Raw genomic sequence first — 17378 nt, 5'->3', positions numbered from 1 at the left:
CGAGGCGCGGGATGTCTCGCCGTGGCCGTCGGGACGGGCCATCAAGACTCGGTAAACCGAGAGTAATGAAAGCTTTGCACAGCGTCGTTCCCGGAGGGAAGTGGAATTTCGCTGGTTCACCCCATTGGGTGGTATTCGAACCGACGGGAATCTGCTGGTGGGCGGCTTTGGCCGGGCTGCGGAGCGGTCGTCGGGGGCGGGGGGTCGGTACGGGAACGGGCCGCGGCCTTCCCCGGGGGTGAGGGGGAGGCCGCGGCCCGTCCGGTCGATTGGCGGTGCCGTGCGCGGTGCCGCGCGTGATGGGCGTCAGGCGGTGGCTCCCGCGGGGGTGGCCGGCGCGCCGTCGGCCGCGAACTCTCCGGGGAAGCCGCCCAGTACGAAGTCCTCGTCCACCTGGGTCGCGAGGTCGACGCCCGTCTTGGCGTTGGCCCAGCTCTCGGCGTTGCGCCGGTGGAACAGCACGGCCTGCTCGGTGTAGCGGCGCGCATCGCGCAGCCCGTACGCCGCCTCGGCCTCGGTCCGCAGTTCCTCGAGCACGGCCCGGTTGGCCGGCTCCAGGGACTTCAGCGGCGGCTCGGCGCCCTGCTCCAGGCGGCGCACCCAGTCCGACTGCCCGAAGGTGGTGAGCAGGTCCTCGCCGACCTCGCGGCGCAGGAAGGCCAGGTCGTCCGGGCTCTGCACCTTGTTGCCGATGACCCGCAGCTGCACACCGAAGTCCCGGGCGTAGTCCTTGTACTGGCGGTAGACCGAGACGCCCTTGCGGGTCGGCTCGGCGACCAGGAAGGTCAGGTCGAAGCGGGTGAACAGGCCGGAGGCGAAGGAGTCCGAGCCGGCCGTCATGTCGGTGACCAGGTACTCGTCGGGGCCGTCCAGCAGGTGGTTGAGCAGCAGCTCCACCGCGCCGACCTTGGAGTGGTAGCAGGCCACCCCGAGGTCCTCCTCGGTGAACGCGCCGGTCGCCAGCAGCCGGACCGAGCCCTCGTCCAGGGCGATCGGGCGGGCGCACGCGGTGTAGACCGGGTTCTCCTCGACGATCCGCAGCAGGCGCGAACCACGGCCGGGCGGCGTGGTTTTGATCATCTCTTCGGCCGAACGGATCAGCGGGTTGCTGCCGCGCAGGTAGTCCTTGATCTCCGGCAGGTGCGCGCCGAGCGAGGGCAGGTCGGCGGCCTGGGCGTCCGTCAGCCCGAGCGCGGGGCCCAGGTGCTGGTTGATGTCGGCGTCGACGGCGATGACCGGGCGGCCGATGGCGGCCAGGTGGCGGATGAACAGTGCGGACAGCGTGGTCTTCCCGCTGCCGCCCTTGCCGACGAAGGCGATCTTCATCTGGGGCTCCGGCTCTCGCTCTGGGCCCTGGGGGCGGGCCGCGTGCTCAGGGGTGCGTGTGGGGGCACCCCTAACTGGAAATCGTTATCGTCTCCGATAGTGGACATGCTAGCCGGGGTTTGGGGTCCACCGGGGGAGGGAAGTGAGGATTGCCTCTAACGGGTGATGCGGGGTTGCTGTTCCTGGAGGGGCCGCCCGTTCATTACTCTCGGGTAGGTGAGCACTGGAACAGATCCCCTCGCCCCGTTGGCCCAGCTCCCCGGGGTGCCCGACGCCGTGGCCGAGGTGCGCAAGGCCGTCGACCGGCTCTACGGCCACCGGGTGATGCGCCGCCGTGCGGCCGAGGTCACCTCCGAGTCCGCGCTGCGCGGCGCCCGCGCGTCGGCAGCCGTGGCCGGGGCCGACTGGCCGCTCGAGGAGGTCCGCCGCCGCACCGACTTCAGCGCGGACCCCGAGGCCCGTACGGTCGGCGCCGCCCTGCGGATCGCCGCCGAGGCGGGTCAGCTGCTCAGCATCTGGCGGCACTCGCCGCTGCAGGTGCTGGCCCGGCTGCACCTGCTCGCGGTCGGCGATGCCGACCCGGCCGCCGGCCGGCCGCGTCGGGCGGGGGAGGGCGCCGAAGAGCTGTTCCCGCTGGAGCTCGAGCCGGTGGAGAGCGTCGATGTGGAAACCGTGGACGGGCCGCCGCCCGTGCTGCCGCCCGCGCCCGGCGCGGAGGAGGTCGCGGCCCGGCTGGACCAGCTCTCCCGGCTGCTGGTGGCCCGCGCCGAGGGCCAGGGCGTGGGCACCCCGGCCCTGGTGGTCGCCTCGGTGGTGCACGGCGAACTGCTCGCCCTGCGGCCGTTCGGCGCCCACAACGGGCTGATCGCGCGCGCCGCCCAGCGGATCGTGCTGATCGCGGAGGGCCTCGACCCGAAGTCGATCTGCCCCGCCGAGGTCGGTCTGGCTGAACTCGGCACCGACACCTACCGGCGCGCCCTGGCGGGCTACCTGGCGGGCACGCCCGAGGGAATGGCGGCCTGGATCGCCCACTGCGGACGGGCGCTGCGGCTCGGGGTGCGGGAGAGCACGGCGGTCTGCGAGGCGATGCAGCGCGGGATGGCCTGAGTCCTGGGCCGGTCCGAGGGCGTCGCGGGCGCCGCGGACACGAAGATGCGGCGGCACCTGGTCCTGCTGGGTGCCGCCGCTGGTGCAGATACCGGGTGACCAAGCATGCACCGGAAGTGCCGATCAGACGGGGATCCTGCCCGTTCGTCTGGTCCGGCGGCCCGACAGCGGGTCGGCTGCATGTGGGTGCTCGGATATCTGTACGTGCGGTCCGTGGGGCCTGAACTGCGTTGTCGGTTTGACCTCTTCGGTCCTGACCGGGTCTCGCGGGCCGTGCTTCCTTTGTATCGCGTTTCGGCCGAAAGGGGAACCCGAAACGGGAAGTCTGTGGCGATATGCCCGTTTCAGTGGCTTTCGTGCTAGATCACGGCTTCCCGATGGGTGCCTCAGGCCGTGGGGCGGCGGCGCCTCGCCAGGTACCAGATGACCCCGGCGGTCACGGCGGCCGTCCCGACCGCAACGGCGGTCAGCACCGAACCGCTCGGCGCGGAGAACTCGGGCAGCCGGCGTCGCAGTTGCACCGGCCGGTCGAAGACCAGCACCGGCCACTCCCGGGCCTGCGCCTCCTTGCGGAGCGCGCGGTCGGGGTTGACGGCCGAGGGGTGCCCGACCGCCTCCAGTAGTGGCAGGTCGGTCGAGGAGTCGCTGTAGGCGTAGGACTGGGCCAGGTCGTAGCCCTCCGTCCCGGCCAACTCCCGGATGGCCGCCGCCTTGTTCTCGGCGTAGGCGTAGTACTCGATCTCGCCGGTGTAGCAGCCGTCCTCGACCTTGAGCCGGGTGGCGATCACGTGGTCCGCGCCGAGCAGTTCGCCGATCGGCTCGACCACCTCGGAGCCGGAGCTGCTGACGATCACCACGTCCCGGCCGGCCGCGTGGTGCTGCTCGATCAGCGAGGCGGCCTCGTCGTAGATGATCGGATCGATCAGGTTGTGCAGCGTCTCGGCGACGATCTCGCGGACCTGCTGGACGTTCCAGCCCCGGGTGAGCGCGGAGAGGTACTCGCGCATCTTCTCCATCTGGTCGTGGTCCGCACCGCCGACCAGGAAGACGAACTGGGCGTACGCACTGCGCAGTACGGCCCGACGGTTGATCAGACCGCCCTGGTAGAACGGGCGGCTGAAAGCCAGCGCGCTCGACTTGGCGATGATGGTCTTGTCGAGGTCGAAGAAGGCGGCCGTCCGCAGTCCGTTCGGCCGGGGGCGGGCGGGTGTGCTCGGCTCCTCGGGCCCGGTGGGGCCGCCCTGGGACTCGTCGGCGTGGTCGTCGGCGTTCTCGGTGGTGTCCACGGGAACCGAGGATAGAGGGAGCCGAAAAAGACCCCGCCATTCGGTGTACTCACGGGCGTGCGGGTTTGTGTTTCTGGCCGCTCGGGTACACCATGGAAGTCACGGATCGTTCGCGACCGTGCTAACCCGGTCCGGCTCCTCCCCCCCGAGTCGGGCTGTGGATAGACGACCCCCGCTCTCCCCCCCGGCGGGGGTCGTCGCACGTCCGGGGCCATTTTCAGGCCTCGAAGGCCCTTCGCGGCGGCTCTGCGGGGGCCTCTTCCGACTGTGTACAGGTGGTGTCGACGGCTCCGTCCGTCCACCACCTTTCGTCACTCTGCGTCGCCATTTGCTCATGACGCGCACGAGGCGGACGGCTGGTTCCGATCGGCTCCGCGGGGCGGTGCCGGTGACCGGCGGGGATGGCGGTGAAGGGGTGCCGGGAAGGCGGTCGAGCCCGGGTCCGACGGGCGGCCGGTTCATCTCCGTGACCCCCTTTCGTCAATTCTTCGCCGAATAGCCCCCCGCCCGGGTGAACGTTTTCATCCACAGCCCACGAGTTATCCACAGGCAATCGGAACTCGGATGACGGAATCCGGATCTCCCCCCACCGTGATGGTCGGCGGCGGTCGCCGGGCAGGGCCTCATCCCCCTTCCTCTCCCAGAGGTCTGCCTGGCGGCCGTCCGCCCGAACCGTCCGACGCGCGCCGCGGCCGCCCCTGGTGGCCGGCGGCGCAGAGGGGAGCACACCATGTCGACACCGATCGCCGACCACGTCACCACCGAGGGCCCCGCGGCCGCCGGCCCGCTCGTCGTCACCGGGGACGAGGCCCTGGCCGAACACCTGCTGCGGGTCTGCGCGGCGGCGGGCACCGAGCCGCGGCTGATCAGGGGCGCGCCGCCGCCGCGCGAGCTGTGGGAGGGCGCCCCGCTGGTCCTGGTCGGGGACGACCAGGCGGAACACTGCGCCGGGCTCGGCAGGCGCGGCGGGGTGCTGCTGCTCGGGCTGGACCTCGATGACCCCGGGGTCTGGGTCAGAGCCGTCCAACTCGGCGCGGAGCACGTGCTGTTCCTGCCCGACGCCGAGGCCTGGCTGCTGGACCGGATCGCGGACGCGGCCGAAGGCGTCGGCTCCCCGGCGGTCACCGTGGCCGTGCTCGGCGGCCGGGGCGGGGCCGGAGCCTCGACCCTGGCCTGCGCCCTCGCGGTCACCGCCGCGCGGACGGGGCGGCGGACCATGCTCCTCGACGGTGATCCGCTGGGTGGGGGCCTGGACGTCCTGCTCGGCGGCGAGACGGCCCGCGGGCTGCGCTGGCCCGACCTGGCCGCTTCGCGCGGGCGGGTCAGCGGGGCCGAGCTGGTGCGGGCGCTGCCGGCCCTCAAACGGTTGTCCGCGCTGTCCTGCCTGTCCTGGGACCGCGGCGACACCCTGACGGTGCCGCCGGAGGCCATGCGCAGCGTGCTGGCCGCCTCCCGGCGGCGCGGCGGTCTGGTGGTGGTCGACGTGCCGCGCCACCTGGACGCCGCCGCCGGGCAGGCGCTGGAGCAGTCAGACCTGGCGCTGCTGGTGGTCCCGGCCGAACTGCGCGCGGTGGCGGCGGCCGACCGGGTCGCGTCGGCGGCGCGGATGCGGCTCGGGGACGTCCGGGCCGTGGTGCGGCCGGTGCGTCCCGGCGGGCTCCCGGCGCACCGGATCGCGCGTGGGCTGCGGCTGGAGCTGGCCGGGGAGTTGGAACCGGAGCCGGGCCTGGCCGAGGACGTCGAGAAGGGTGTCCCGCCCGGCATGCGGGACGGCGGCCCGCTTGCGCGCTTCTGCGCGACCTTCCTGAACGAAGTACTGCCGCCGGTGCCGGCGGTCGGAGGAGGTGTGTACTGATGGTCCGTCTGCGCAGGACAGGTCTTCGGGGCGGTGCCCCGGGCCCCGGAGACGGTGCGCGGGAGCACCGGCTGCTTCGGAGCGTGCCGCCGCCCGGCGGGCCGCCCCAGGCCGAGCACGGGCCCTGCCCGTACGGCCGGACGGCCCGCGAGGAGCGGGCGGCGGAGCTGGTGGACGCGGTACGGCTGCGGCTGGCCGAGTCCGGGGCCGCCCCGACGGCGGGCTCGGTCGCGGCCGTGCTGCGGGCCACCCGGCCGCCGCTCGGCGGGGACGAGGTGCTGGACACCGTGCGCTCGCTGCGCGCCGAACTGGTGGGTGCGGGCCCACTGGAACGGCTGCTGGCGGCGCCCGACGTCACGGACGTGCTGGTGAACGGGCCGGACGAGGTGTGGGTCGACCGTGGTGGCGGCCTGCACCGAGCCACCGGTGTCCGGTTCGCCGACGCCGAGGCGGTGCGGAGGCTGGCCCACCGGCTGGCCACCGCGGCCGGGCGGCGCCTGGACGACGCCCGGCCCTGGGTGGACGCCCGGCTGTCGGACGGCACCCGGCTGCACGCGGTGCTGCCGCCGATCGCGGCCGGCTGCACCCACATCTCGCTGCGGGTGTGCCGGCCCCGGCCGTTCACCCTCGACGAGTTGGTGGCGGGCGGCGCGCTGCCTCCGGAGGGCGCCGAGCTGCTGGCCGGCATCGTCCGGGCGCGGCTGTCGTTGCTGGTCTCCGGCGGGACGGGTTCGGGCAAGACGACCCTGCTGGCGGCGTTGCTCGGCCTGGTCGGGCCGGACGAACGGATCGTGATCGCCGAGGACTCCGCCGAGTTGCGACCGGCCCATCCGCACGTGGTCCGGTTGCAGAGCCGGCCGGCGAACCAGGAGGGGCTGGGCGAGTTCACCCTGCGGGACCTCGTCCGGCAGGCGCTGCGGATGCGGCCGGACCGGCTGGTGATCGGCGAGGTCCGCGGGGCCGAGGTCTCGGACCTGCTGGCCGCGCTCAACACCGGGCACGAGGGCGGCTGCGGGACCGTCCATGCCAACACGGCGGCGGATGTGCCGGTCCGGCTGGAGGCCCTGGGCTCGCTCGCCGGGCTCGACCGGCCGGCGTTGCACAGCCAACTGCGGGCCGCGCTGGACGTGGTGGTGCACCTGGTCCGGGATCCGGGCTCGGGGCGGCGCCGGGTGACGGAGATCCACACGCTGGCCGGGGACCGCGACGGGCTGGCCGTGACCACTCCGGCGGTGGAGTTCCCCGTGGCCGGTGGGCTGGTGCCCGGGGCGGGCTGGGAGCGGCTGGTCGGGCTGTTGGCCGCGCGCGGGGTGGTGCTCGGGGCGGGGGCGCCATGAGCGGGGTGTCGGTGGTGGTGGCGGCCCAGGCGGCGCGGGAGCTGCGGTTGGTGGAGATCGGGTTCGTGCTGCTGCTGGCCGGATGCGCGACGGGCGCCCTGGTGCTGCTCGGGGTGTGGGGCCGGAAGGAGCGATGAGATGGAGGTGATCGAAGTGATGCGAAGTCAGTTCGAGCTCTGCTGGGTTCTGATGCTCTGTCTGCTGGCCGTTGTCGGGTGGCGGGCCGCTCAGGGGCAGCTGGCGGGTGGGCGGCGTTCCAGGCTGGTGCTGGCGGGTGCCGGGCCTCCGGCGCACGGGTCGGGCCTGGCGGCCGTGCGATGGGCGAGAGGTCGTCTCCCGCAGCTGCTGGCGCCCGAACTGTTGGTGCTGCCGCTGGGGTTGGTCGTCGGACTGGCCACCGCCTCACCGGTGCCGGTACTCGCGGCCGTACCGGCCGTCCTGCCGCTGCGGCGGTGGCGGCTGCGGCGGCGGCTGGCGGTGGAGGCGGGGCGGCGGGCCGCTGCCGTGGTGGAGCTCTGCGCCGCGCTGGCCGGGGAGTTGCGCAGCGGCTCGACGCCGGAACAGGCGTTGCACCTGGTCACCGCGCGGCTCACCGCGGATCCGGACGGGCTGCGCCGGCTCGGTGCAGAGCCGGTGGCCCGGCTGGCGGCGGGCCGCTACGGCGGTGACGTCCCCGCAGCGCTCCGGTTGCTGGCCGAACTGCCGGGCGGGAGCGGGGCGGCAGCGATCGCGGCCTGCTGGCGGGTCGCCTCCGACGGCGGCTCAGGGCTGGCTGCCGCGCTGGACCGGGTCGCGGAGGCGCTGCGCGGTGAGCGGGCGCTGGCGGAGGAGATCGCCGGGGAGCTGGCCGGGCCACGGGCGACGATCGCGGTCCTGGCCGCTCTGCCGGTGGCGGGGTTGCTGCTGGGCAGCGCGCTCGGGGCTCGTCCGCTGGAGGTCCTGCTGCGCACCTCGGCCGGGCTCGGCTGCCTTGCGATGGGGGCGGCTCTGGAGGGACTGGGGGTGTTCTGGACGGCCCGCATCGTCCGGGCGGCGGCGCGGGGCGGGCTGGAGGCCTCCGGGGGCGCCGAAGGCGCGGATCTGGGTGGGAGCGGGCGTCGCGGGCTCCTGAGGGGGCGGGTGCGGGCGCTCGGCGCCGCAGTGGGGGTGGGGTGATGTGGGGAGTCGGATGGGCGTCGGCCGGGCTTCCGGTGACAGCGGTGGTGGCGGTGACAGTGGCGAGGTCGGTGCGGCACAGGACTGGGCGGCGGACGTTCGCCTGGGAGCGAGAGCGTGAACGGGAGGAGGGGAGGACGCGAACCGGACTGGGGGACCGAGCAGTTGGGCCTCGGCGGCGCGTGGCAGTGGCGGTCGGTGCGGGGCTGGCGGTGGCGCTGCTGGTCGGGGGTGGCGTCGGAGTGGTGGCCGGGGTGCTGGCGACGGTGGGCGTCCATCGGTGGTCGGCCCGGGCTCGGTCGCCGACGGATCGGCGGGCGGCGCTGGAGGAAGAGCTGATGCTCAGACAGCTCCCGTTGGGTGCCGAGCTGTTGGCGGCCTGTCTCGGCTCGGCGGCGCTGCCCTCGGCGGCGGTGACGGTGGTGGGCCGGAGTATGGGCGCGCCACTCGGGCCGAGGCTGGTGGCGATCGGGACCGAACTGGCCCTGGGCGGCCCGCCGGAGCTGTGCTGGACCCGGCTGGGCGAGCAGTACCCCTCGCTGGCTCCGCTGGCGCACTGCCTGGTCCGGACGAGCCTGGGCGGAGCCCCGGTGGCCGATCCCCTGATCGGGCTGGCCCAGGCGCAGCGGGCGGCTGCTGCCCGCGCGGCCCATGCCCGGGTCCGTCGGGCCGCGGTGTTCGCCACCGCCCCGCTCGGGCTCTGCTTCCTCCCGGCCTTCGTCCTGATCGGGGTGGTGCCGGTGGTGATCGGCCTCACCAGCCGCTTCGGGCAAGCGATGTGAGTGATCGGCGGACCTGGACTCAGATCCGCCGAAAAGATCCAGAACAGATTCAGAAGTGAGCAGAAGAGGAGAGATTCATGACTGCAGTGATCATGATCAGGCCGGTCACCGGGTGCCCGCTGCGGCACGTGTCGGGGGCGTGGTGGCGCAACAGCCGCGGGGCCGCTCGTCGGGTGCGTCGGGTGCGTCGGATGGTCCGGGTGGTTCAGCGCCGACGGTCGGACGCCGGGATGACCACGGCCGAATACGCCGTCGGGACCTTGGGCGCGTGCGCCCTCGCAGCCGGGCTGTACAAGGTGGTGACCAGTGCGGCCATCACCGGGGCGCTGACCGAGATGCTGGAACGGGCGCTCCATGCGACGTAGCGCTGGTCCGCGAAGCCCCGCCACTCGGCGAAGCCGAGGGCGGCTCCGGACGGGGCAGCGGCTGCGTCCGGGGCCGGGGTGGCGTGGCGATGCGGGCTTCGTCACGGCGGAGACGGCGGTGGTGCTGCCCGCACTCGTCCTGCTCGCGGCGATGCTGATCTGGGGCGTACTCGCGGCGGCCGCGCAGATCACCTGCGTGGACGCGGCCCGGATCGGCGCCAGGGCGGCCGCACGCGGGGAGCCGGACGCCGAGGGGCTCGCCCGTGCGGCGGCCCCGCCGGGTGCACGGGTACGGGTGGTGGTCGCGGCGGACACGGTGCGGGTCGACGTGGATGCCCCGTCCGCGGCGCCGGGCCGACTGGGCGGGCTGCTCACGGTCCGGGTCGGGGCGATGGCCGTGGCCGCGCGGGAGGACGTGCTGGGCGGCCCCACGGAGGGAGGTGGCGGTCCGTGGCCCGGCTGACCGGCGCCCGACGGGCGGCGCAGTGGCCGGCACGGGTCCGCGCAGCTCGGGCGGCCGCGCCCGGCAGGTACGGATACGCGGCGGACACGGGTTCGGCGACGGTCTGGCTGCTGGCCCTGGCGATGCTGGGTACGGCGGTCTTCGCCGCGACCATCGCGGTCGGCGCGGTGGTCGCCGCCCGGCACCGGGCCGAGTCGGCCGCTGACCTGGCGGCCCTGGCGGCCGCGGACCGGCTGCTGCTGGACCCGGACGGTGGCTGCGGTCGGGCCGCCGGGATCGCTGCGGCGCAGGGCGCCGGACTGGTGTCCTGCGCGGTGGACCGCTCGGCGGATGCCGTCGAGGTGGTGGCCGAGGTCGAGGTCGGTGGGCTCCCGTGGCGACTGCCGTTCGGTCCGGCGCGGGCGAGCGCCCGGGCCGGACCGGTCCGGGCCCCGGTCACCACGGCCGAGGACGGTCTCGGCGGGGAGCGGGGCGGCGCGGCGGACGCGACGGTCACCGACGGGACGGCGGCCTCATGAAGCGGCCGGCGCTCCACCGTCCGGGCCCGCCGCGGAGTCCTCCTCGAAGTCCGCCTCGGAGTCCGTCGCGGGGCCTGCTACGCGCCTGGTACGGGGTCCGCTACGGGGCCCGCGTCGGGTGCCCCGGCCAGCAGGACGTCCAGCAGCCGGACGGCGGCCGCCTTGTCCAGGGGGTCGTTCCCGTTGCCGCACTTGGGCGACTGGACGCAGGACGGGCAGCCGCGCTCGCACTCGCAGGCGGCGATCGCCGCGCGGGTGGCGGTCAGCCACTGGACGGCCCGCTGGAAGCCGCGTTCGGCGAAGCCGGCCCCACCCGGGTGGCCGTCGTAGACGAAGACCGTGGGCAGCCCGGTGTCGGGGTGCAGCGGGACGGAGACGCCGCCGATGTCCCACCGGTCGCAGGTGGCGAACAGCGGCAGCAGGCCGATCGAGGCGTGCTCGGCAGCGTGGGCGGCGCCGGGCAGCCGGTCGAGCGGGAGGTCCGCGTCGAGCAGCTGGTCCTCGGTGACGGACCACCAGACCGCCCGGGTGCGCAGGGTGCGGGGCGGGAGGTCGAGCTTGCTCTCGCCCATGATCTCCCCGGTGGAGATCCGCTTCCGGAGGTAGCCGACCACCTGGTTGACCACCTCCACGGAGCCGAAGCTGAGCCGGCCCTCGCCCCAGTGGACGGTGGTGTCGGTGTCGAGGACGGAGATGGAGGTGATGTCACGGGCGGCCGTGGTGTACGGCGGGTCGGCCGGTTCGACCAGGGCGACCGAGTCCTCCAGGTCGAGCTCCCGGACCAGGTAGGTGCGGCCCTGATGGAGGTGGACGGCCCCGGTGTGGACGGTGGTGTGGGCGGCCGCGGCGTCCACCGTGCCGAGCAGCCGGCCGGTGTCCGCTTCCACGATCTGCACCGGGCTGCCGCCGCTGCCCCGCAGGTCGACGGCGTCGGCGGCGCGCTCCCGGCGGGTCCAGTACCAGGAGCCGTCGGTGCGCCGGCGCAGCAGGCCGCGCCGTTCCAGCACCGGCAGCAGCGGTGCGGTGGACGGGCCGAACAGCTCCAGGTCCGCTTCGGTGAGCGGGAGTTCGGCCGCCGCCGCGCACAGGTGCGGGGCGAGTACGTGCGGGTTGTCGGGGTCGAGCACGGTGGCCTCGACGGGCGTCGCGAAGAGCGCCTCCGGGTGGTGCACCAGGTAGGTGTCCAGCGGGTCGTCCCGGGCGATCAGGACGGCCAGCGCGCCCTGGGCCTCACGGCCCGCCCGTCCGGCCTGCTGCCACAGCGAGGCCCGGGTGCCCGGGTAGCCGGCCATCAGGACGGCGTCCAGGCCGGAGATGTCGACGCCGAGTTCGAGAGCGGAGGTGGAGGCGAGTCCGAGCAGTCGGCCGGAGTGCAGATCGCGCTCCAGGGCCCGGCGTTCGTCGGCGAGGTAGCCGCCGCGGTAGGCGGCCACCCGGTCGGCGAGCGGTCGGCCGAGCTGGTCCTGGGTCTGCAGGGCGACGAGTTCGGCGGCGCGCCGGGAGCGGACGAACACGACGGTCCGGGTCTGCCGTTCGACCAGGTCGGTCAGCAGGTGCGCGGCCTCGGCGGTGGCGGTGCGGCGCACCGGGGCGCCGTGCTCGCCGACGTTCTCGGTCAGCGGCGGCTCCCAGAGGCCGAAGACCATCGGCCCGCGCGGCGAGCCGTCCTCGGTGACGGCCACCGCCGGCAGGCCGGTCAGCCGCCGGGCGGTGGCGGCAGGGTCGGCCGTGGTGGCGGAGGCGAGCAGGAAGGTGGGTGACGAACCGTAACGGGCGCAGATGCGCCGCAGCCGCCGCAGCACCTGGGCGACGTGCGAGCCGAACACGCCCCGGTAGCTGTGGCACTCGTCGACGACCACGTAGCGCAGCACCTTGAGGAAGGAGGACCACCGGGCGTGCGCGGGCAGGATGCCCCGGTGCAGCATGTCCGGGTTGGTGAGCACGTAGGAGGCGTACTGGCGGACCCACTCGCGCTCCTCGGGCGGGGTGTCGCCGTCGTACAGGGCGGCCCGGACCCGGGGTGGGGCGAGTTCGGCGGCGCGGCGGCGCTGGTCGGCGGCGAGCGCCTTGGTCGGGGCCAGGTAGAGCGCGGTGGCGCCGCGGCCGTTGCGGGCCTCGGTCCCGTCCAGCAGGTCGCTGAGCACCGGCGCCAGGTAGCCCAGCGACTTGCCCGAGGCGGTGCCTGTGGCGATCACCACAGTCTGGCCGCTTTTGGCCAGGTTCATCGCTTCTGCCTGGTGCGCCCAGGGCTGTTCCACGCCGACGTCCAGGGCCGAGGCGACGATCTCCGGCCGGATCGAGTCGGGCCAGGGCGAATAACGCGCAGGCCGGGCGGGAAGGTGCTCCGTATGGGTGAGCCGGTCGGCCCGCCCCCGACTGGCGGACAGGGTCGTGAGCAGTGCCTCGGGCAGGCTGTGTCGGGGCGGCATGAGGACCCAGTGTGTCACCGGCGTGACGGAGAATCGTCGTAAGCCATCGTGCGGGCATGGTCACAGGTGGTTGAATGTGGCCGTGACGGCCGTATGGCCGTGGGTCGCAGCGCTGAGGCTTGCCACGCGTTGGCTTGGCGCGTCCGGGCTCGCGACCATGCGGTTGCGGCCGTCCGGCCGAGGATCGCACATGACGTAGCAAGGCAAGGTGCTGGAGGTTCCGTGGACCTGTCCCTGTCGACCCGTGCAGTCGGCGATCGTACGGTCGTCGAGGTTGGCGGCGAGATCGATGTGTACACCGCCCCGAAGCTGCGGGAGCAGCTGGTCGAGCTCGTCAACGACGGCAAGTACCACCTCGTCGTCGACATGGAGGGCGTCGACTTCCTCGATTCGACCGGCCTCGGCGTGCTCGTCGGCGGTCTGAAGCGAGTGCGTGCCCACGAGGGCTCGCTGCGCCTGGTGTGCAACCAGGAGCGCATTCTCAAGATCTTCCGGATCACCGGTCTGACCAAGGTCTTCCCGATCCACACCTCGGTGGACGACGCGGTCGCCGCGACCGACTGACGCGTCCGGGCCGGTCCACGTGGCCGGCCCGCCCGTTCCACGCGTCCGGGGGTGCAGGGGCCCACGTGGCCCCCTGCTCCCCGGACGCCTCAGGGCCGGTCGAACCGGTCCGCGGGGCCGCACTGCCGGCCCCGGTCGGAGCACCCCGAGGGGGAGAGATGGCAACCGTCGAACTTCGATTCAGCGCGCTTCCCGAGCACGTGCGGACGGCCCGGTTGGTCGCCGCGGCCGTCGCCAGACGGGCCGGGGTCGACGAGTCGGTGCTCGACGAGGTACGGCTCGCGGTCGGTGAGGCGTGCTCCCGTGCGGTCGGTCTGCACCAGCGTGGTGGGATCGGCGGCACGGTGCGGGTCGCGTTGACCGACCAGGAGAAGCGTTTCCTCATCGAGGTCGAGGACGAGGCCGGCCCCGCCGTCGTCCCGGCCTCCGACGCCGCCGAGGGCGGCGACCCGGACGAGGACACCCTGGGCCTCGCCGTGATCACCGGTCTGGTCGAGGACCTGGAGGTCACCAATGGCGCCGACGGTGGCGTGATCCGGATGAGTTGGCCGCTCTCGGCCGCCTCCGTCGCGGTCTGACGGCGCCGAACGGCTCACGGCTCACTGTTCCGCGCGGGCCTGGCGTTCCCGCGCGGGCTCACCGTTCCACGCGTGCACGGCGTTCCCGCGCGGGCTTGGCGGGCTCGGTGTGCCTGCGTGGGTTCGGCGTGCCTGCGCGGCCGGGGCCGCTGCTGCGCCGTGCCCGGCATTCCGCTCCCTGGGCGCTCGTTGACAAATTGTTGAGCCTGGCGGTTCGCTGCTTCCGGCACGACCGGGTCCGGTCCTCGATCGGACCTGTCGCGGAAGAGGAAGCACATGCGGATACGCATCCTGTGGCTGGCCGGTCAGGCCACCGCCACGCTGGCGGTCACCCCCACCACCGAGGCGCTCTGGGCCGAGCTGCCGATCAGTTCGACGGCCAGCACCTGGGGCGAGGAGGTCTACTTCGGCACGCCCGTCAGCGTGCCGCGGGAGGACGGCGCCCGGCAGGTGGTCGAGCCGGGCACGGTCGCGTTCTGGACGGACGGCGACAGCCTCGCGCTGCCGTACGGCCCGACCCCGATCTCGCATGACGGCGAGTGCCGGCTGGCCAGCCCCTGCAACGTCCTCGGTCTGCTGGACGGGGACGCGCGGGTGCTGCGGACCGTTCGGCCGGGCGATCCGATCCGGGTCGAACGGGCCTGAGCGGCGCCGGGGCGGGGCGGACGGCGGCCCGGGTCGCGTTGCCGGGAGCGGGAGTTCGGAGTGGGAGTCCGGGGTGGGAGTCCGGGGTGGGGCGGGCCGGGGAGCAGGGCAGCCGGGAACCGGGTGCTCGGTGACGGCCGTGTAGGTTCGACGACCGAAGACGACCGAACCGAAAGGCTTCTCCCGGTGAACAAGCGACTGCTGGCCGTACCCGCTCTCGGCGTGCTGCTCGCGTTCGGCGCCGTCGGCTGTGGCGGCGACGACAACAGCAAGCAGCTGGAGTCCTGGGCGTCGAACGTCTGCGGCGCGGCCAAGGACCCGATCGCCCAGTCGCAGGCCGCGCTCGCCGACACCGCCCAGGTGAAGACCGGTGAGTCCCCGGCCGACCTGAAGACCCGGCTCTCGACGGACATCGGGCGACTGGCCAAGACCAACCAGGACATCGCGGCCGCGATCGACGCGGCCGGTGCGCCGAAGGTCGACAACGGCGCGGCCCTGCAGAAGGACACCGTCGACGAGCTGAAGAAGGCCGCCGACGGCTACCAGGACGTCCAGAAGAAGCTGGATGCGCTGCCCACCGACGACCAGGCGAAGTTCGCGGACGCGCTGCACAGCGTCTCCGACAAGCTGCAGCAGATGACCTCGCTGTCCACCCAGGCGCAGAGCAAGCTGCAGCGCGGCGACCTCGGTGTGGCGATGGCCAAGCAGGAGGGCTGCAAGCCCTCCCAGGTCAGCCCGAGTGCCGGGGCGAGCGGCGGCGCCGGTGGCGCCTCGGCCGCGCCGAGCGCGGGTGCCACCCCGAGTGCCGGTGCGTCCGCTTCGGCGGGCGCCCCCAGCGGCAGCCCCGCGCCGGGTGCGACGGACAGCGCGAGCCCGGCGGCCACCCCCTCGGCGGGCGGCGCCGGCACCCCGTCGGCTCCGGCCTCGACCCCGGCCTCGACCCCGGCCGGCCCGGCCCCGAGCGCGAGCTGATCGAGGGCGGGGAGGAACCGGGAGGAACCGGGAGAAGCCGGAGGCGCCCGGAAGAATCGGCAGCCGGAGGGCCGGGGGCGTTCGCAGCAGCGTCCCCGGCTCTCCGGCGTCGTACCCGTTGCGGTGGCGGGCGCCGTGCTCCGGGCCGATGTCGGGGTTCCGGGCGGCGGGGCGCGTCGGTCGGGGCGGGGGCGCGGGTGGCTGGATCGTGCTCCCGGTCGGGGGTGGTGGAGCCGTGGGGCTCCGGGGCCGAGGGGTGCGGCGGCCCGCCCTGCCGGGCCGGTGGGGCCGGGGCGGGGCGGAGCGGGGGACAATGGCGGGGTGATCAGTAGCCCCGTCCTCGACCCGACCCGTCTGGCCAAGCTGCGCGAGGCGCTGTTGGCCGCCTCGTTCACCGCCGACGGGTGCCTCGACCTGCTGGGGCCCACCGCCTACGCGGCGTTGGCCCGTAGCGAGGCTGTCCCGGCACTGCGCGCGACGCGCGGCGGCAGCCCCCTGGAGACCCTGGTGCGGCTGTTCCTGCTGCAGCAGCCGGTGCCGTACCGGGCGGCGGCGGCCGCGCTGTCGGTGGAGGACTGCCTGGCGGACGGCTGGCTGCGCCCGGACGGGGACCAGGTGCGGGCCACGGTGGACGTCCGACCGTACGCCAACGAGGTTGCCGGGATGCCCAGTTCCGACGCCTGGGTGGTCTCCGACCTGGGGTGCGCGGTCGGTGGCGCGGGCGGGATCGGCTCCGGCGAGACCGCGCACGGGGTGGCCCGCAAGGACCTGGTGCTGGGGGTCGGCGGGGCGTCCACGACACTGGCCAACATCACCGTGCGGCGGCCCGTCCGGGCGGCCCTGGACCTCGGTTCGGGCTCCGGGGTGCAGGCGCTGCACGCGGCCCGGCACGCCGGAAGCGTCACCGCGACCGACCTGAACCCGCGCGCGCTGCGGTTCACCGAACTGACCCTGGCGCTGTCCGGGTTCGACAACACCGAGGTGCTGACCGGGAGCCTCTTCGAGCCGGTCGGGGAGCGGAAGTTCGACCTGATCGTCTCCAACCCGCCGTTCGTCATCTCGCCGGCCGGCCGGTTCACCTACCGGGACGGCGGCATGGCCGGGGACGACCTGTGCCGCAGCCTGGTGCGTTCGGCCGCCGAGCACCTGGAGCCGGGCGGCTACTGCCAGTTGCTCGCCAACTGGCAGCACGTCGAGGGCGAGGACTGGCAGGAGCGGCTGGCCGGCTGGGTGGCGGGTACTGGGCTGGACGCCTGGATCGTCCAGCGCGAGGTCCAGGACGTGGCCCAGTACGCCGAGTTGTGGCTGCGCGACGGCGGTGACCACCGGGGCCCGGGCGGCGACTACCAGGCCCGGTACGGCGAGTGGCTGGACGCCTTCGAGGCGGGCCGGATCGAGGGCATCGGGATGGGCTGGATCACCCTGCGGGCGAGCGGCGCCGAGCGCCCGACCGTCCGGGTGGAGGAGTGGCCGCACCCGGTGGAGCAGCCGCTCGGCCCGCACATCGACGAGTGGTTCGACCGGCAGGACTTCCTGCGCTCGCACGACGACGCGGGCCTGCTGGCGGCCCGCTACGTGCTGGCCGACGAGGTGGTCCAGGAGCAGGTCGGGGCGCCGGGGGCGGAGGACCCCGAGCACGTGGTGCTGCGTCACAACCGGGGCATGCGGCGGGCCACCAAGGTGGACACCGTGGGCGCCGGGTTCGTCGGGGTCTGCGACGGGACGCTGTCGGCGGGCGAGATCGTGGACGCCATCGCGCACCTGCTGGGCGAGGACCGGGTGGTGTTGCGGGACCGGGTGCCGGAGTCGCTCCGGCTGCTGACCGAGCAGGGGTTCATCGACCCGGTGCGGTGAGCCCATCGTGGTGAGCCCGGTGCGGTGAGCCCAGCGTGGTGTGACGCCGTGCGGCGCGACGTCGTCCGGTGCGATGTCGTCCGGTGCGGCGCCGTGCGGGCCCCCGCCGGTTCACCCGCCCGTACTCCCTGGTTCGTCCGGC

Annotated in this window: 17 protein-coding genes; 14 read left to right on the top strand and 3 right to left on the bottom strand. The window is 74.3% G+C overall.

The window, feature by feature from the left end; genetic code table 11:
• Positions 1 to 306: 306 nt before the first annotated feature.
• A complete protein-coding gene (locus tag ACZ47G_RS02840; RefSeq protein WP_465739644.1) occupies positions 307 to 1326 on the bottom strand; it encodes an ATP-binding protein in 1020 nt (339 codons plus the stop codon).
• Between the two features lie 216 nt (positions 1327 to 1542).
• On the opposite strand from ACZ47G_RS02840, the gene ACZ47G_RS02835 reads away from it, so the two are divergent.
• Positions 1543 to 2433: a Fic family protein gene (locus ACZ47G_RS02835; protein WP_465739643.1), complete on the top strand. Its 891-nt coding sequence runs from the start codon at positions 1543 to 1545 to the stop codon at positions 2431 to 2433.
• Between the two features lie 386 nt (positions 2434 to 2819).
• Here the strand turns inward: ACZ47G_RS02835 and ACZ47G_RS02830 are convergent, their stop codons facing one another.
• On the bottom strand, positions 2820 to 3617 hold the full coding sequence (locus ACZ47G_RS02830; RefSeq protein ID WP_465740023.1) for an HAD family hydrolase: 798 nt from the start codon (positions 3615 to 3617) through the stop codon (positions 2820 to 2822).
• 832 nt (positions 3618 to 4449) lie between these two features.
• Between ACZ47G_RS02830 and ssd the strand changes: the two genes are divergently transcribed.
• The 8 genes from ssd to ACZ47G_RS02790 all read left to right on the top strand — a co-directional run bounded on the left by ssd (position 4450) and on the right by ACZ47G_RS02790 (position 10194).
• On the top strand, positions 4450 to 5574 hold the full coding sequence (gene ssd, locus ACZ47G_RS02825; protein WP_465739642.1) for a septum site-determining protein Ssd: 1125 nt from the start codon (positions 4450 to 4452) through the stop codon (positions 5572 to 5574).
• 83 nt (positions 5575 to 5657) lie between these two features.
• On the top strand, positions 5658 to 6911 hold the full coding sequence (locus tag ACZ47G_RS02820; protein WP_465739641.1) for a TadA family conjugal transfer-associated ATPase: 1254 nt from the start codon (positions 5658 to 5660) through the stop codon (positions 6909 to 6911).
• Positions 6908 to 7048, top strand: a complete 141-nt coding sequence (locus ACZ47G_RS02815) for a hypothetical protein (RefSeq protein ID WP_465739640.1) — start codon at positions 6908 to 6910, stop codon at positions 7046 to 7048. Before ACZ47G_RS02820 ends, ACZ47G_RS02815 begins: the two co-directional genes overlap by 4 nt.
• A gap of 175 nt (positions 7049 to 7223) precedes the next feature.
• Positions 7224 to 8066, top strand: coding sequence for a type II secretion system F family protein (locus ACZ47G_RS02810; RefSeq protein WP_465739639.1), 843 nt, complete (start codon positions 7224 to 7226; stop codon positions 8064 to 8066).
• A 338-nt stretch (positions 8067 to 8404) separates the two neighbouring features.
• Positions 8405 to 8848: a type II secretion system F family protein gene (locus ACZ47G_RS02805; protein ID WP_465739638.1), complete on the top strand. Its 444-nt coding sequence runs from the start codon at positions 8405 to 8407 to the stop codon at positions 8846 to 8848.
• Positions 8849 to 8925: 77 nt separating this feature from the next.
• Positions 8926 to 9213: a DUF4244 domain-containing protein gene (locus ACZ47G_RS02800; protein ID WP_465739637.1), complete on the top strand. Its 288-nt coding sequence runs from the start codon at positions 8926 to 8928 to the stop codon at positions 9211 to 9213.
• Positions 9203 to 9676, top strand: a complete 474-nt coding sequence (locus tag ACZ47G_RS02795) for a TadE family type IV pilus minor pilin (protein WP_465739636.1) — start codon at positions 9203 to 9205, stop codon at positions 9674 to 9676. Before ACZ47G_RS02800 ends, ACZ47G_RS02795 begins: the two co-directional genes overlap by 11 nt.
• Positions 9664 to 10194, top strand: coding sequence for an Rv3654c family TadE-like protein (locus ACZ47G_RS02790; RefSeq protein ID WP_465739634.1), 531 nt, complete (start codon positions 9664 to 9666; stop codon positions 10192 to 10194). Before ACZ47G_RS02795 ends, ACZ47G_RS02790 begins: the two co-directional genes overlap by 13 nt.
• 77 nt (positions 10195 to 10271) lie before the next feature.
• Here ACZ47G_RS02790 and ACZ47G_RS02785 read toward each other — a convergent pair whose 3' ends face one another.
• Positions 10272 to 12623, bottom strand: coding sequence for a DEAD/DEAH box helicase (locus ACZ47G_RS02785; protein WP_465739633.1), 2352 nt, complete (start codon positions 12621 to 12623; stop codon positions 10272 to 10274).
• Positions 12624 to 12845: 222 nt separating this feature from the next.
• Here ACZ47G_RS02785 and bldG point away from each other — a divergent pair, with 222 nt between their 5' ends.
• The 5 genes from bldG to ACZ47G_RS02760 all read left to right on the top strand — a co-directional run bounded on the left by bldG (position 12846) and on the right by ACZ47G_RS02760 (position 17236).
• On the top strand, positions 12846 to 13187 hold the full coding sequence (bldG, locus tag ACZ47G_RS02780; protein ID WP_188305076.1) for an anti-sigma factor antagonist BldG: 342 nt from the start codon (positions 12846 to 12848) through the stop codon (positions 13185 to 13187).
• A gap of 158 nt (positions 13188 to 13345) precedes the next feature.
• Positions 13346 to 13765: an ATP-binding protein gene (locus ACZ47G_RS02775; protein WP_465739632.1), complete on the top strand. Its 420-nt coding sequence runs from the start codon at positions 13346 to 13348 to the stop codon at positions 13763 to 13765.
• 276 nt (positions 13766 to 14041) lie between these two features.
• Positions 14042 to 14410, top strand: coding sequence for a cyclophilin-like fold protein (locus tag ACZ47G_RS02770; RefSeq protein WP_465739631.1), 369 nt, complete (start codon positions 14042 to 14044; stop codon positions 14408 to 14410).
• 186 nt (positions 14411 to 14596) lie between these two features.
• The gene (locus tag ACZ47G_RS02765) at positions 14597 to 15382 is read left to right on the top strand and encodes a hypothetical protein (RefSeq protein WP_465739630.1); all 786 of its coding nucleotides are present in this window, start codon (positions 14597 to 14599) and stop codon (positions 15380 to 15382) included.
• Positions 15383 to 15703: 321 nt separating this feature from the next.
• Positions 15704 to 17236 (top strand): DUF7059 domain-containing protein, encoded by a 1533-nt coding sequence (locus tag ACZ47G_RS02760; protein WP_465739629.1) that lies wholly within the window; start codon positions 15704 to 15706, stop codon positions 17234 to 17236.
• Positions 17237 to 17378 lie beyond the last annotated feature (142 nt).

This window comes from Kitasatospora sp. NPDC030952 (genome assembly GCF_055571335.1).
Note: the sequence above shows the minus strand (reverse complement) of the source record. Positions and strands in the feature narration are given on the sequence as shown.

Excerpts from the sequence above, each read along its gene's own strand:
- ACZ47G_RS02775 (WP_465739632.1), top strand. The coding sequence starts at position 13,346 with ATGGCAACCGTCGAACTTCGATTCAGCGCGCTTCCCGAGCACGTGCGG.
- ACZ47G_RS02840 (WP_465739644.1), bottom strand. The coding sequence starts at position 1,326 with ATGAAGATCGCCTTCGTCGGCAAGGGCGGCAGCGGGAAGACCACGCTG.
- ACZ47G_RS02770 (WP_465739631.1), top strand. The coding sequence starts at position 14,042 with ATGCGGATACGCATCCTGTGGCTGGCCGGTCAGGCCACCGCCACGCTG.
- ACZ47G_RS02800 (WP_465739637.1), top strand. The coding sequence starts at position 8,926 with ATGACTGCAGTGATCATGATCAGGCCGGTCACCGGGTGCCCGCTGCGG.
- ACZ47G_RS02795 (WP_465739636.1), top strand. The coding sequence starts at position 9,203 with ATGCGACGTAGCGCTGGTCCGCGAAGCCCCGCCACTCGGCGAAGCCGA.
- ACZ47G_RS02785 (WP_465739633.1), bottom strand. The coding sequence starts at position 12,623 with ATGCCGCCCCGACACAGCCTGCCCGAGGCACTGCTCACGACCCTGTCC.
- ACZ47G_RS02805 (WP_465739638.1), top strand. The coding sequence starts at position 8,405 with ATGCTCAGACAGCTCCCGTTGGGTGCCGAGCTGTTGGCGGCCTGTCTC.
- ACZ47G_RS02815 (WP_465739640.1), top strand. The coding sequence starts at position 6,908 with ATGAGCGGGGTGTCGGTGGTGGTGGCGGCCCAGGCGGCGCGGGAGCTG.
- ssd (WP_465739642.1), top strand. The coding sequence starts at position 4,450 with ATGTCGACACCGATCGCCGACCACGTCACCACCGAGGGCCCCGCGGCC.